The 14,333-nt window shown below is 65.1% G+C and carries 12 protein-coding genes; 3 read left to right on the top strand and 9 right to left on the bottom strand.

The genetic code is table 11. The features are described from left to right. Positions 1-90 precede the first annotated feature (90 nt). Positions 91-2,208, bottom strand: a complete 2,118-nt coding sequence (locus DNJ95_RS15415) for a TonB-dependent siderophore receptor (protein ID WP_131185615.1) — start codon at positions 2,206-2,208, stop codon at positions 91-93. Between the two features lie 107 nt (positions 2,209-2,315). Next, the gene (locus DNJ95_RS15410; RefSeq protein WP_131185614.1) at positions 2,316-3,542 is read right to left on the bottom strand and encodes a TIGR03862 family flavoprotein; all 1,227 of its coding nucleotides are present in this window, start codon (positions 3,540-3,542) and stop codon (positions 2,316-2,318) included. 109 nt (positions 3,543-3,651) lie between these two features. On the opposite strand from DNJ95_RS15410, the gene tesB reads away from it, so the two are divergent. Further along, entirely contained in the window at positions 3,652-4,521 is an 870-nt protein-coding gene (tesB, locus tag DNJ95_RS15405) for an acyl-CoA thioesterase II (RefSeq protein ID WP_131185613.1), read from the top strand. Next, positions 4,518-5,108, top strand: a complete 591-nt coding sequence (locus DNJ95_RS15400; RefSeq protein ID WP_276330890.1) for an HAD family hydrolase — start codon at positions 4,518-4,520, stop codon at positions 5,106-5,108. The genes tesB and DNJ95_RS15400 overlap by 4 nt, the downstream gene beginning before the upstream one ends. A gap of 187 nt (positions 5,109-5,295) precedes the next feature. On the opposite strand, the gene ypfJ is transcribed toward DNJ95_RS15400, so the two are convergent. From ypfJ to DNJ95_RS15370, 6 genes are all read right to left on the bottom strand, one after another. Then, the gene (gene ypfJ, locus DNJ95_RS15395) at positions 5,296-6,168 is read right to left on the bottom strand and encodes a KPN_02809 family neutral zinc metallopeptidase (RefSeq protein WP_131185612.1); all 873 of its coding nucleotides are present in this window, start codon (positions 6,166-6,168) and stop codon (positions 5,296-5,298) included. A gap of 46 nt (positions 6,169-6,214) precedes the next feature. Further along, positions 6,215-6,649 (bottom strand): DUF411 domain-containing protein, encoded by a 435-nt coding sequence (locus DNJ95_RS15390; protein ID WP_131185611.1) that lies wholly within the window; start codon positions 6,647-6,649, stop codon positions 6,215-6,217. Positions 6,650-6,802: 153 nt separating this feature from the next. After that, positions 6,803-7,891, bottom strand: a complete 1,089-nt coding sequence (gene trmA / locus DNJ95_RS15385) for a tRNA (uridine(54)-C5)-methyltransferase TrmA (RefSeq protein ID WP_131185610.1) — start codon at positions 7,889-7,891, stop codon at positions 6,803-6,805. Between the two features lie 78 nt (positions 7,892-7,969). Further along, complete coding sequence (locus DNJ95_RS15380; RefSeq protein WP_131185609.1) at positions 7,970-9,259, bottom strand: NCS2 family permease; 1,290 nt, start codon at positions 9,257-9,259, stop codon at positions 7,970-7,972. Between the two features lie 507 nt (positions 9,260-9,766). Next, positions 9,767-10,360 (bottom strand): DUF4202 domain-containing protein, encoded by a 594-nt coding sequence (locus DNJ95_RS15375; protein WP_131185608.1) that lies wholly within the window; start codon positions 10,358-10,360, stop codon positions 9,767-9,769. Beyond that, complete coding sequence (locus DNJ95_RS15370) at positions 10,357-11,487, bottom strand: methyltransferase (protein WP_131185607.1); 1,131 nt, start codon at positions 11,485-11,487, stop codon at positions 10,357-10,359. The genes DNJ95_RS15375 and DNJ95_RS15370 overlap by 4 nt, the downstream gene beginning before the upstream one ends. Before the next feature lie 87 nt (positions 11,488-11,574). Between DNJ95_RS15370 and DNJ95_RS15365 the strand changes: the two genes are divergently transcribed. Next, the gene (locus DNJ95_RS15365) at positions 11,575-12,351 is read left to right on the top strand and encodes a ferredoxin--NADP reductase (protein WP_131185606.1); all 777 of its coding nucleotides are present in this window, start codon (positions 11,575-11,577) and stop codon (positions 12,349-12,351) included. Between the two features lie 172 nt (positions 12,352-12,523). Here the strand turns inward: DNJ95_RS15365 and gdhA are convergent, their stop codons facing one another. Then, positions 12,524-13,861, bottom strand: coding sequence for an NADP-specific glutamate dehydrogenase (gdhA, locus tag DNJ95_RS15360; protein ID WP_131185605.1), 1,338 nt, complete (start codon positions 13,859-13,861; stop codon positions 12,524-12,526). Positions 13,862-14,333: the final 472 nt, after the last annotated feature.

The following is a 14,333-nucleotide window of genomic DNA, read 5'->3' as shown; positions in this document are numbered from 1 at the left end:
GATACAGGTAGACGGCTTTGACCTTCGGGTCGGGACGCATCATGGCATTGGGCTCCACTGTAAAACGGGAGCCCAGCTTCCTTGGCCCTTCTAGTCATTTGAAGGTGGGGTTTGTGGAGCGGTTACGCTCATGGCACGGTCGCCTTGCGCATCTTCGCTGAGGCTGTAGGCATAGCCGCCAGAGATGTTCCAGCCCTCGGCGAGTTCTCCATTGACCTCCAGTTCCACACCCTTGGTGGTGATGCCCTGCAGGGCACGGTAGGCGCTGATGGTGGCGTCGTACTCCGCGACATTGTCCTGCTCGACCTTGAACAGCGCCAGGCTGGCATTCAGGCGCCCTTCATGGAAGCCAGCCTTGATACCGGCTTCATAGGCGCTGCCTTCTTCCGGATCGAGCGGGCTGTTGTTTATGTCGCGCGCCGTCGCGCTTTGCGGGTTGAATATCTGTGTGTAGCTGCCGTATAGCGACCAGGTGTCGTCCAGCGCATAGATCAGGCCCGCAAAGGGCACGACCACACCGTTTTCCTTTTTCTCGCTGCTGCTGCGTACCCCGGCAGTCGTCGTGGTGTCGGAGGTGCGTTTCCAGTCGATCACCCGGGAGCCCACGATCAGGCTGGCGGCATCCGTCAGGTTGAAGCGCGATGTCAGGTAGGCGCTGTATTGGGTTTCTTCCGTCTCCGATTTGCCTGTCCTGTTGAAGACGGGGCGGTTGGCGCCACTGCCATCCCACTCCCAGATATTGCCAAGTGTGCCGTCATAGTTGCTGTTCCATGCATACAGCCAGTTATAGTTATTGGGCTTGCTGTCCGTTCTGGAAAGAGCAACGCCCGTGGCCAATTCATGTTCGCGCCCTCCGAGTGAAAAGGGCCCGGATATATAGGCGTCCAGGCTATTCTGTTTATCGGTTTGTTCCCATTTGACCGGTGCAATACTGCTTCCCAGGCCGGTGTTCTGATCGATGCCGCCATACTGGTAATAGGAGATGGCATCCTGTTCGTAGCGTGTATGGCCGATCTCTACCTTGCCTCTCCAGCCATTGCCGAACCGGTGATCCAGTGACGCGAAGAAACTGCTCTGCTTGGTATCGTAATACGACCAGTCCGGGGCATTGTTGTAGGAGCGTGGCAGGTCGATCCTGACGCCATTGCGGTAGTTATCGTTGTAATAGAGCGGTACGCCACTGCGCATCGGCTGCTCATGGTCGTTTGCCTGATGACTGAAGCCCACACTCAACAGTGTTTCAGCGCTCAGGTCGAACTCGGTGATGCCATAGGCCAGCAGGGATCGGCTTTCGTAGCGATCCAGCCAACTGTTCTGATCCTTGAGGTCGAGGACCAGCCGGCTACGGATGCTGCCTTCCTCGTTGAGCGGTCCCGAGAGGTCCGTGCCTACCCCGTAGTGATCCCAACTGCCCACCTCCGCGCTGATGCTGGCCTGGCCTTCGACGGTCGGGCGTTTGCGGATCAGGTTGATGGAGGCTCCGGGGTTGCCCATGCCGCTCATCAGGCCGGTGGCGCCGCGCACGACCTCCACCCGGTCGAACATGGCCGTCCCGGATTGAAGGTTGAATATCCTGCCAGACGACCTGGGCAGGCCATCGACCAGATAATTGGAAATGATGAAGCCCCGCGAGTAGGGCTGGTTCAGGTCAGTGCCTATGCCCTGGTTGAAGGTGGTGACGCCTACGGTCGCTTCCAGTACATCGCTGATGTTGGAGAGCTTCTGGTCATCCATGCGCTGGCGAGTGATGACGCTGATGGACTGCGGTGTCTCGTGCAGGGCCAGGCCCAGTCTGGTAGCGCTATTGCTGGGGCCGGCGGTGGTGTAGCTGCCACTGCCTTCCGTGGTGGCGGCGTTGCCGATCGCCGCGCCGGTCACGCTGGTGGCGGCCAGCTCCAGCGTAGTGTCTCCCTCCTTGCCGATCACCAGCGTATTTCCCGCGCGCTGGTAATGCAGGCCGCTATTGGCCAGCAGCCGGGCCAGGGCATCGACGGCTTCCAGGTTGCCACGCACGGCGGGAGCATTCAGGCCGCGCAGCAACGCGGAATCCACCGCGATGGTCAGGCCCGAGGCTTCGCCCAGTTGGCGCAAGGCGCCGGCCAGGGGCTGGGCCGGGATATCCAGGGCGACCGGCGCGGCCTGGGCGGCGGCGCTGGCCGCCAGGGTGATGGCGAGCGCCAGGCGGCGCAGGGGGATGGGGGTGAGCATATGCAGGTTCCCTTGTTGGGTGGTGGCAGATGCTTCACTGACGCGGGAGGGTGGTTTTTCCCTGATATGAGGGTGAGAATTATTTTTCTTTTACGGACGCCCGGCTTTCAGCCCAGCCAGCGCAACAGCCCCAGGGCCGCGGCGCGGCCGGTGGCGAAACAGGCGGTGAGCAGGTAGCCGCCGGTCGGTGCTTCCCAGTCGAGCATTTCCCCGGCGCAGAACACACCGGGCAGCTTGCGCAGCATCAGGTTGGCGTCCAGCTCCTCGAAGGGCACGCCGCCGGCGCTGCTGATGGCTTCTGCCAGGGGGCGGGGGCGCAGCAGTTCGATCGGCAACGCCTTGATGGCCGCCGCCAGGGCCTGCGGGTCGTTGAAGGTGTCGGCGGCCAGGCATTCGTGCAGCAGGGCGCTTTTGGCGCCTTCCAGGCCGGCCTGGCGCCTGATGTGCTTGCCCCGCGACTGGCTACCGCGTGGCTTGCCCAGCGCCTGTGCAAGCTGCTGCTGCGAGCGCTCCGGCAGCAGGTCGAGGAGGATGAGGGCACTGCCGTGGCGGGCGATCTCTTCACGAATCGCGGCCGACAGCGCATAGACCAGGCTGCCTTCCACACCCTTTTCGGTGAGGACGAATTCGCCCTTGCGCGTGGCCTGGCCGGCCAGCGCCAGGCTGACGTTCTTGATCGGTGCGCCGGCGAACCTGTCCCGTAGCAGCGCGCTCCAGCCAGCCACCTCGAAGCCGCAGTTGGAGGCTTGCAGGGGCGCTATCGCCACCCCATGGGCCTGCAGTTCGCCAACCCAGCGGGCGTCCGAGCCGAGCCGTGGCCAACTGCCGCCACCCAGGGCCAGCAACGTCGCGGCGGGTCGGACCGAGAGGGTGCCGTCGGGGCTATCGAAACGCAGGGCGCCATCCGCCGAGCAGCCGCGCCAGCGATGCCGGGTATGCAGGCGCACGCCACTGTCACGCAGGCGCTTGAGCCAGGCGCGCAGCAGCGGCGCGGCCTTCATGTCGGTGGGGAACACGCGGCCGGAGCTGCCGACGAAGGTGTCGATACCCAGCCCGTGGATCCATTCGCGCAGTTGCGCCGGGGTGAAGTCGTCGAGCATCGGCCGCAGATCGCCGGCGCGTTCGCGGTAGCGGGCCAGGAAAGGTTCGAACGCCTCCGAGTGAGTGATGTTCATGCCGCCAACGCCCGCCAGCAGGAACTTGCGCCCCGGCGATGGCATGGCGTCGTACAGGTCGACGGCGATGCCGCGCCGGGCCAGGGTTTCGGCGGCCATCAGGCCGGCGGGGCCGGCGCCGATGATGGCGACATTGGGTGCGGTCGGGGCGGTTGTCATGGCTGCGGCCTGGGCTCTCGGGGCGCTGATTGTAACGGCTGCGAATGGTTGTCGATATTTCCGCTTTGTCCGTAACATGCGCGTCTGCCCGTGCCCTGAGGAAAATGACATGACCGATACACTCGATACGTTGGTGAACCTGCTGTCACTGGAGAAGATCGAGGAAAACCTGTTCCGTGGCGCCAGCCAGGACCTGGGCTTCCGCCAGTTGTTCGGTGGGCAGGTGCTGGGGCAGGCATTGTCCGCGGCCAGCCAGACCGTCTCCGCGAAGCGGCACGTGCATTCCCTGCATGGCTATTTCCTGCGCCCCGGCGACTCCAACGAGCCGGTGCTGTACATGGTCGACCGGGTGCGCGACGGCGGCAGTTTCACCACCCGGCGGGTCTCTGCGATACAGCGCGGCAGTACGATCTTCACCTGCAGCGCCTCGTTCCAGGCGGACGAGGCTGGCTATCACCACCAGTTGCAGATGCCCGAGGTGGCCGGCCCGGACGACCTGCCCAGCGAGTGGGACCTGCTGCGCCAACTGAGCGCGGGCGTGCCCGAGCGGGTGGCGGAGAAGCTGAAGCGGCCGAAGCCGATCGAGATCCGCCCGGTCACCCGCCAGGACCCGTGCAACCCGCAGCCGATCGAGCCGGTACGGCACCTGTGGTTCCGCGCCGATGGCCAGTTGCCGGACAACCCGGCGCTGCACAAATACCTGCTGGCCTATGCGTCCGACTTCAGCTTCATCGGCACCGCGTTGCAGCCCCATGGCGTCAGTTCGTGGAGCCGCTTCATCCAGTTGGCCAGCCTGGACCACGCCATCTGGTTCCACCGTGATGTGCGCATGGACGACTGGCTGCTGTACGCCGTCGACAGCCCCTGGGCGGGCAATGCCCGTGGCTTCGTGCGCGGCAGCATCTTCAACCGTGCCGGGGAGCTGGTGGCCTCGGTGGCCCAGGAGGGGCTGATGCGCGTGCGCGAGGACTGGAAGTGAGCTTGCGCCAGGCGCGCCACTGGGTATTCGACATGGACGGTACCCTGACGGTCGCCGTGCACGATTTCGCGGCGATCCGCCGTGGCCTGGAGATTCCCGAGAGCGACGATATCCTCCAGCACCTGGCGGCCCTGCCCATGGCCGAGGCGGCGCGCAAGCGGGCCTGGTTGCACGAGCACGAGCGTGAACTGGCCCGCGCCGCACGCCCGGCGCCGGGCGCCTACGCGCTACTGGACACTCTGCACCGGCGCGGTGACCGCCTGGGGATACTGACGCGCAACGCGCATGACCTGGCGCTGTTGACCCTGGGTACTCTGGGCATGCTGGCGTTCTTCGATGCCTCGGATATTCTCGGGCGCGACGAAGCCCGGCCGAAGCCCGATCCCGACGGCCTGCTGAGCCTGGCCGGGAAGTGGGGCGTGGCGCCGGCTGAGCTGGTGATGGTCGGTGACTATCATTTCGACCTGGCCTGCGCCCGCGCCGCTGGCGCGCGCAATGTGCTGGTCAACACCCCGGACAACCCCTGGCCCGAACTGACCGACCAGCATGCCGCCGATTGCGCGGCGCTCAGGGCGATGCTGGGGTAAGGCAGCGGCCGTGCATACCGATCACTGTTCCTGCATGGCCATCGACCGTTGGTGGGTTTCGCTGCGTTCTACCCACCCTACGCCCGCCGCAAGCCGAAGATGCCGAGAGACATGGGAGCAGCGCGACACGTAATGTCGTCCAGCCAATACTCCTTCTTGCAGCTTGCAGCTTGCAGCTTGCAGTTGCTTAAAGCTTTTGAGCCTGGAACGTATCGCAACGCAGCGGCTGGCCATGCTCGAAGCCGGCACGGAACCACCTGACGCGCTGCGCCGAGGTGCCGTGGGTGAAGGCGTCGGGCACGACCCGGCCCTGGCTCTGCTGTTGCAGGCGGTCGTCGCCGATGGCGCTGGCGGCGTTCAGGGCCTTTTCCAGGTCGCCTTCCTCCAGCCAATCGTGGCGTGCCTGGGCATGGTGCGCCCAGACTCCGGCGAAGCAGTCGGCCTGCAGTTCCTGGCGCACCAGCAGGCCATTGGCGCCCTCCATCCGTGCGCCGCCCTGGCGCGCCTGGTTGACCTGCTGCGAGACGCCCAGCAGGGTCTGCACATGGTGGCCGACCTCATGGGCTATCACGTAGGCCTGGGCGAAGTCGCCGGCGGCGGCGAAGCGCCTGGCCATTTCCTCGAAGAATTGCAGGTCCAGGTAGACCTGCTGGTCCCCCGGGCAGTAGAACGGGCCGACGGCCGAACTGGCGAAGCCGCAGGCGGAGTTCACGCCATTGCGGAACAGCACCAGTTTCGGGTCGCGGTACTGCTGGCCGGCCTGTTGGAAAATGGTGCGCCAGGTGTCCTCGGTGTCGCCGAGGATGGCGCGCACGAAGTCGACCTGGGGATCCTCACTGGAGGCGGGAGCGCTTTGCTGCTGTGTGGTACCGCTGCCCGCTTCCATCTGCCCGGCCAGTTGCCCGAGAATCTGCAACGGGTCCTGGCCCATCAGCAGGCCCAGCACCACCACCAGGGCGATGCCGCCCAGGCCCAGGCGTCCGCCGCTCAGGCCGCGCGAGCCGCCGCCGCTTCTGGCATCCACCACGTTGTCACTGCGTCGTGCCCGTTTCCAGCGCATAGCCTGCCCGCCTGTCTATCTGTTCTATCTGTTCGCTGCTGGCCGTTCAGTTGGCCGGATAGCTGTTGATCACGCTTTCCCGGCCCTGGCCGTCCAGGCCGATGACCTGGTAGGCATCCTGGCGGTCACCCATTTCCATGCCGGGCGAGCCCAGTGGCATGCCGGGTACGGCGGCGCCGATCAGGGCCGGTTGCTGGCGCAGGGTGAGGATGTCGGCGGCCGGCACATGGCCTTCGACGAACTTGCCGTCGATCACCCCGGTATGGCATGAGCCAAGGCGATGGGGGACGCCGTACTTGCTCTTGATCGCCGCCATATCGCTTTCGACGTGGTCATGGACCTCGAAGCCGTTGTCCCGCAGGTGGCTGATCCAGGCCTTGCAGCAGCCGCAGTTGGGGTCGCGGTAGACATCGATGCTCAATGCATCGGCGGCCTCGGCCAGGCCGGCGAACAGAAGGGGGACAAGGATCAGGCGGCGCATGGGAATCTCCGGGAAGCTGTCTCGGGCTACAGGCTACAGGCTACAGGCTACAGGCAAAAAGCGGAAACCCGGACATGCACGTTGACCTTGTGGATCCCCCCCACCATCCTGCTCCTGCTCCTGCTCCTGCTCCTGCTCCTGCTCCTGCTCCTGCTATCTGCGCTCGAGCAACACCCCCGCCTCCATATGATGCGTGTAAGGGAACTGGTCGAACAACGCACAGCGGCTGATGCGATGGCTGTCGTGCAGTTGCGCGATGTTCCGCGCCAGTGTCTCCGGGTTGCAGGAGATATACAGGATGCGCGGGAAGCGCCGGGTCAGCTCGCAGGTGTCCGGGTCCATGCCGGCGCGGGGCGGGTCGACGAACACCGTGCCGAAGTCGAAGCCTTTCAGGTCGATGCCGGCCAGGCGGCGGAAGGGCCGTACTTCGTTGAGCGCCTGGGTCAGCTCCTCGGCGGAGAGGCGCACCAGGGTCACGTTGTCGATGCCGTTGTCGTCCAGGTTGGCCAGCGCGGCATGCACCGAGGACTTGCTGATCTCGGTGGCCAGCACCTTGCGTACCCGGGTGGCCAGCGGCAGGGTGAAGTTGCCGTTGCCGCAGTACAGCTCCAGCAGGTCGTCGTCGCGCTGGCCGAGGGCGTCGAAGGCCCAGCCGAGCATCTTCTGGCAGACCTCGCCGTTGGGCTGGCTGAAGGCGCCCTCGGGCTGGCGGTAGCGATAGTCGCGCCCGGCCACCTGCAGGGTTTCCAGCACATGGTCGCGGCCAATGACCAGCCGTTGCCCCCTGGAGCGGCCGACGATACTGGCCTGCAGTTCTTCGGCCAGCGCCCGGGCCGCCGCCTGCCAGGCGTCGTCCAGCGGCCGGTGGTAGGCCAGGGTGACCAGCGCATCGCCGCTCAGGGTGGTGAGGAATTCCACCTGGAACAGCTTGAAGCCCAGCGCCTCGCTGGCCAGCCAGGCGGCTTTCAAGCGAGGCATCAACTGGTTGATGCGGCGGCTGGCGACGGGAAAGTCGTCGATCAGGATCGGCGTGTGCTTGTCGCCCGGCGCGAACATCGCGTAGTGCCGCTGGCCGTCCTCGCGCCACAGGCGGAATTCGCTGCGCAGGCGGTAATGCTCGTGTGGCGACTCGAATACCTCGGGGGCTGGCGCGGCGAACGGCGCCAGCAGCTCGACCAGGCGCTGGCGCTTGGCGGCGAGCTGGCTGGCATAAGTGTCGGGATCGAAGAATGGCTGACTCATAGGAAACCTGAAAACCGAACGAAGGGGGCAGGATGCTCCCGGTTTTTCTCTTGCCGCTTGAAGTTTGCCGCCGCTCTTTCAGAACAGCCCCAGCTTGATGGTGCAGAACACCGCGAGGATCACCAGCACCGGGTTCAGTTCGCGCCAGCGCCCGGCCAGGACCTTGGCCGCGACCCAGGCGATGAAGCCGAAGGCGATGCCGGTGGCGATGGAATAGGTCAGCGGCATCGCCAGGGCGGTGACCACCACCGGCGCGGCGACGGTGATGTCGCGCCAGTCGATCTCGGCCATGCCCGAGGCCATCAGTACCGCGACGAACAGCAGCGCCGGGGCCGTGGCGAAGGGCGGCACGCTGCCGGCCAGGGGCGCGAAGAACAGCGCCAGCAGGAATAGCAGCGCCACCACGATGGCGGTCAGGCCGGTACGCCCGCCGGCGCTGACCCCCGCGGCCGACTCGATATAGCTGGTGGTGGTCGAGGTGCCCAGCAGCGAGCCGCCGAGCGCCGCGGTGCTGTCGGCGATCAGCGCGCGGCCCATCTTCGGCAGGTAGCCATCCTTGCGCATCAGGCCGGCCTTCTTCGCCACCGCGATCAGGGTGCCGGAGTTGTCGAACAGGTCGACGAACAGGAAGGCGAAGATCACGCTGATCAGGCCGACGTCCAGCGCGCCCATGATGTCCAGTTGCAGGAAGGTCGGCGCCAGCGACGGCGGCAGCGACACCACGCCGCCGAACTCGGAGATGCCCAGCAGGATGCTGGCCAGGGTGACCGCGAGGATGCTGATCAGCACCGCGCCGGTGACCTTGCGTGCCTCCAGGCCGATGATCAGGAAGAAACCGAGGATCGCCAGCAGCGCCTCTGGCTTGCCCAGGTCGCCCATGCCGACCATGGTTGCCGGGTTGTCGACCACGATGCCGGCGCTCTGCAAGGCGATCAGCGCCAGGAACAGGCCGATACCGGCGGCGATCGCCGAGCGCAACTCCAGCGGGATACTGTTGATGATCGCTTCGCGGATCCTGAGGATCGACAGCAGGAAGAACAGGCAGGCCGAGAGGAACACCGCGCCCAGCGCCACCTGCCAGGTATGGCCCATGCCCAGCACCACCGTGTAGGTGAAGAAGGCGTTGAGGCCCATGCCCGGCGCCAGGGCGATCGGGTAGTTGGCGATCAGCCCCATCACCGCCGAGCCGAAGGCCGCCGCCAGGCAGGTGGCGACGAACACCGCGCCCTTGTCCATGCCCGTCTCGCCGAGGATGCTCGGGTTGACGAAAAGAATGTAGGCCATGGTCAGGAAGGTGGTGACGCCCGCGAGGATCTCGGTGCGTACCGTGGTGTCATGGGCCTGGAGTTGGAACAGTCTTTCCAGCATGGGTGTCTCCCGCGCGCTTGGGTGATGGCGGCGCGCATGATAGCAGTTGTCGGTAAAAGCACGGGAAGGCCGGTTTCTGTCGCTCCGCGAGGTGGGTCGAGCGGCCCCGTCCCGTGGCCTGCCGCCGCACCCGGGCAATGCACACATCTACGCCCGCGGGATCACCGTTCCTGGCATCCGCACAGCCATTTTCAGCAGCGCCTGTGGGAAAGAGCGCGACACCAGGAACGCCAGGACAAGGCGTAGATGTGTCAGGGCGCTCGCGCTATGCACGGCAAACAGCCGAAACAGCGCAGGAAGGCTGGGCGAAAGCGCGTGGCAACCGGTGTTTTTCGTCCAGCTTTGCAGCCTCCAGCGCTTTTATCGAAGGCCCTTGCCGGTGAATAACGGCATAGCGTGATCGCCCTGGTAGATGTGTGTATACGTCAGCCCCCCGGGGAGAGGGGAAATCCGCGTATGGCAGCCCGCCTGTAGCCTACAGCCGCGTTTCCCCGCTATTCGTCCTGGCTACAGCGCCGCCAGGGCCTGGCGGATATGCTCCAGGCCCTCTGCGGAATAGTCGAGCGCCAGCGCCCGGGTATGGCCGCTGGCGTCCATCTTGCGCAGGGACTTGCACAGGATATCGACGATCTTGTCCGGGTATTCCCGGTGGAAGGCCTCGTACTGGTATTGCAGGAACACCAGGCACAGGGCGTTCTCGATGACCTGTACGTCGGCGTCGGTCTTGATGCCCTTCTTCTGGATGATCTGGCTCACCCGCCCGACCAGCGGTTCCGGGTAGCCGAGTTCGCGCAGTATCCGCGCCGAGTGCGCGGCGTGATGGCCCATCAGCTCCTTGCGCCATTGCAGGTAGCCGAGACGGCCCTCGGGGTAGCTGTCGCGGGGCATTTCCCAGCGGCCGATATGCTGGCTGCGCGCGGCCAGCAGCAGCGCCTCGCCGGCTTGCGGGGCCAGTTCGAGCACCCACTCATGGCGTTTGCGCGACAGGAACAGCTCGCGCGGGTGATCCTGCCCTTGCCATTCGAAGCGGTTCGGGTCCCGGGCGTTGTAGGCATCGTAGCGTTGGAACGCCTGCTGCAGGCGTGATGTGGCATCGTTCATGGCTGTCTTCGGGCGGCGAGAATGACGAATTTAGGGGTGGCGGCGACCTGCCGGCAGTTGCCGAACAGGCGCTTCAGTTTCAAGTGATAGCCCAGGTGGCGGTTGCCCACCAGCAGCAGTTCGCCGTTCGTCGCAAGCGCCCTGTGGGCCTGCTGGAACATGCGCCAGGCGAGGAAGTCGCCGACCACCTGTTGCTGGTGGAAAGGCGGGTTGCACAGTACCAGGTCGAGGGAGCCGGCCGGCTGTCGCGCCAGGCCGTCGTCGGCGCGAATCTCCACCGCCCGCTCGCCCAGCGCCGCCTGCCAGTTCTGCCGCGCCGACTGCACGGCCATGTAGCTCTCGTCGACCAGGGTCAGTTGCGCTTGCGGGTTGGCCAGGGCACAGGCGATGCCGAGGATGCCGTTGCCGCAGCCGAGGTCGGCGACCCGCCGCCCGCCGAGGTCTTGCGGTAGGTGCGGCAGCAGGGCGCGGGTGCCGATGTCCAGCCCCTCGCGGCAGAACAGATTGGCATGGTTGAGCAGTTCCAGTGGCGGTTGCTCGATACGGTAGCGGCTTGGATAGGGTGACTGCGGCTTGCGCTTTTCCTCTGGCGTGGCCGACAGCAGGCGCGCCTTCTTCACCGCCAGCGAGGCCTGGACCGGGCCGATATAGCGCTCCAGCAGGTCGCCGGCGGCACGTGGCAGGTGCTTGAGCATGGCGCCGGCCACCACCTGGGCGCCCGGCGCCAGTTGGCCATGCAGGCGGATCAGTTGTTCCTCCAGTAGCGCCAGGGTCTTGGGCACGCGGATCATTACATGGTCGAAGGGCCCCTCGGCGGTTTCGCTGGCCGGCACGAATCGCAGGCCGCTCGCCGGCAGGCCATTGCGTTCGAGGTTCTTTTCCAGCGCCAGCCTGGCCAGGTGCGAGTCGCCGCTGCTGCAGACTTGCGCATGGGCGGCCAGGGAGCAGGCGAGGGCGCCGAAGCTGTCGTTGAGGACCAGTACGCGCGCATCCGCCGGCAAACCCCGCTGCCACAGGTGGTCGAGCAGGTATTCGTCGGCGGCATCGAACGCCTGCAGGGGCTCGTTGGGCCGCTCGGGCTGGCGAACCAGGTCGAGGCTGGCAAAATGACTGGTTAGAATAGGCATGGCAACCGACGGTGTTTATCTGTACCTGGATGAGGTATCAATGAACCCCGGCCGGCACCGCCGCCAGGTATTCGCAAGGAAAGAAGTATGACCGTGAGTGACGAGAAGTTCACCCGCCAGCGCTTGCTCGATGTGCAGACGCTGACACCCAGCCTGTTCACGCTGCGCACCACCCGTGACCCCGGGTTTCGTTTCAAGGCCGGCCAGTTCGCCCGCCTGGGGGTACGCAAGCCGGACGGCACCATCGTCTGGCGCGCCTATTCGATGGTGTCCGCGCCCCATGACGAGTTCCTGGATTTCTTTTCCATCGTGGTGCCGGATGGCGAATTCACCAGCGAGCTGAGCCGCCTGCGGGTTGGCGACGAGCTGCTGGTGGACAAACAGGCATTCGGCTTCCTCACCCTCGACCGTTTTCCCGACGGTCGCGATCTCTGGCTGCTGGCGACCGGCACCGGGGTGGCACCGTTCATTTCCATCCTGCAGGACTTCGAGGCGTGGCAGCGTTTCGAGCGCATTGTACTGGTCTACAGTGCCCGCGAAGGGCGTGAGCTGGCCTACCAGCGACTGATCGCCGAACTGCCGCAACGCGATTACCTGGAGGGCCTGGGCGACAAGCTGCTGTACCTGCCGGTGGTCACCCGCGAGCAGGTGCCGGGCGCCTTGCAGGGGCGTATCACCGCATTGATCGAGAATGGCGAGCTGGAGCGCGCGGCGGGCCTGCAACTGACCCCCGAGCATTCGCGCATCATGCTCTGCGGCAACCCGCAGATGATCGAGGACACCCGCACGCTGCTGAAGACCCGCGACCTGAACCTGGCTCTGACCAGAAGGCCGGGGCAGGTGGCGGTGGAGAATTACTGGTAAAAACAGTAGCTGGAAGAAAGAGCCGAAAAAGAGCGCTGGAGACTGGAAGGCTGGACGAAAAAGCGGAAAGCGCTTGACAGGGTTTTGGCGCTGAGGCGCACGCTGTCCAGGCTCCAGGCTCCAGGCTCCAGGCTCCAGGCTCCAGGCTCCAGGCTCCAGGCTCCAGGCGCTTTTAGACCACCCCCTGCGCCAGCATGGCGTCGGCGACCTTGACGAAGCCGGCGATGTTGGCGCCGTCCACGTAGTTCACCTTGCCGTTGCGCTTGCCATGAGTTTCGCAGGCATGGTGGATGGACTGCATTATGTTGTGCAGTCGGGTGTCCACTTCGCCGGCGCTCCAGTGCAGGCGCATGGCGTTCTGGCTCATCTCGAGGCCGCTGACCGCCACGCCGCCGGCGTTGGAGGCCTTGCCCGGCGCGTAGAGGATGCCGGCCTCGATGAACAGGTCCACCGCTTCCAGGGTCGATGGCATGTTGGCGCCTTCGGCGACGCAGACGCAGCCATTCTTGAGCAGGGTACGGGCATCTTCGCCGTCCAGTTCGTTCTGGGTGGCGCAGGGCAGGGCGATGGCGCAGGGCAGCGACCAGGGGCGCTGTTCGGCGAGGAACGGCAGGTCGAAATGCCCGGCCATTTCCTGCAGCCGGCCGCGACGGACGTTCTTCAGTTCCATCAGGTATTCCCACTGCTCTTCGCTCAGGCCCTGCGGGATGTGCAGGGTGCCGGCCGAGTCGGAGAGGGAGATGACCTTGCCGCCCAGCTCGATGACTTTCTGTGCGGCGTACTGGGCGACGTTGCCTGAGCCGGAGATGGCGACGCGGCGCCCGTCGAAGCCGCTGAGGGTGCTCTTGAGCATTTCCTCGGCGAAGTACACGCAGCCGTAGCCGGTGGCTTCCGGGCGGATCAGGCTGCCGCCGTAGGAACTGCCCTTGCCGGTCAGCACCGAGGTGAACTGGTTGGACAGGCGCTTGTACTGGCCGAACAGGTAGCCGATCTCGCGCCCGCCGACGCCGATGTCGCCCGCCGGCACGTCGACATCGGCGCCGACATGGCGATACAGCTCGGTCATGAACGACTGGCAGAAACGCATCACTTCATTGTCGCTCTTGCCCTTCGGGTCGAAGTCGGAGCCGCCCTTGCCGCCGCCCATGGGCAGGGAAGTCAGGGAGTTCTTGAAGACCTGTTCGAAGGCGAGGAACTTGAGTACGCCGAGGTTGACCGACGGGTGGAAGCGCAGGCCACCCTTGTAGGGGCCGATGGCACTGCTCATCTGCACGCGGAAGCCACGATTGACGCGGACCTGGCCCTGGTCGTCGACCCAGGGGACGCGGAAGGTGATGACCCGCTCCGGTTCGACCATGCGCTCCAGGATGCCGTCGCGCAGGTACTTGGGATTGGCTTCGAGGAACGGCCAGAGGCTGCGCAGGACTTCTTCCACCGCCTGGTGGAATTCCGGCTGGTGGGGGTCGCGCTGCTTCAGCCGTGCAAGAAAGGCATGAAGGGTTTCAGTCATATCAAGAGCCCTCGGCGGACCGCCACCGGCAGTCATGGGGAAAAAGCGGGCAGCGACTTTAGCAAAGATTTTTTGCACCGTAAAAGGGCGTAATTGAATGTTTTTTGTTCTTGTGTGGTGCGTTAGGTGAGTAGCGTAAAATCTCGAATGGCCAGGAAAAGCACTGATTGCGCGATATAAAAAGGGTTTACACAATGCTGGGTGGATTTTTCAGGATTTTAATCTGCCCATATTTGTGTCTGGCGAATGTTTTATATTGGTGCGTGATTCGTTGCGCAATGCGGCGCCCACAGGGCGATCGCAACGGCATCCCAGTCCATGGCCGTGGAGGCCGGGTAATCGTACGACGCCTCGTTGCGAGTGGATTGGCAATAATGTGTCTGGCTTCAGGATCGTAGAGCGCAACCTTGAGCTCACCTTATCTGTGCGAATGCCTGGTGGCGGGACGGGGCACGCGTGAATACATCCCTGT

The sequence above is a fragment of the Stutzerimonas kirkiae genome, assembly GCF_004327335.1.
GTDB classification, from domain to species: Bacteria; Pseudomonadota; Gammaproteobacteria; order Pseudomonadales; family Pseudomonadaceae; genus Stutzerimonas; species Stutzerimonas kirkiae.
This window is presented reverse-complemented; position numbering and strand designations above follow the sequence as displayed.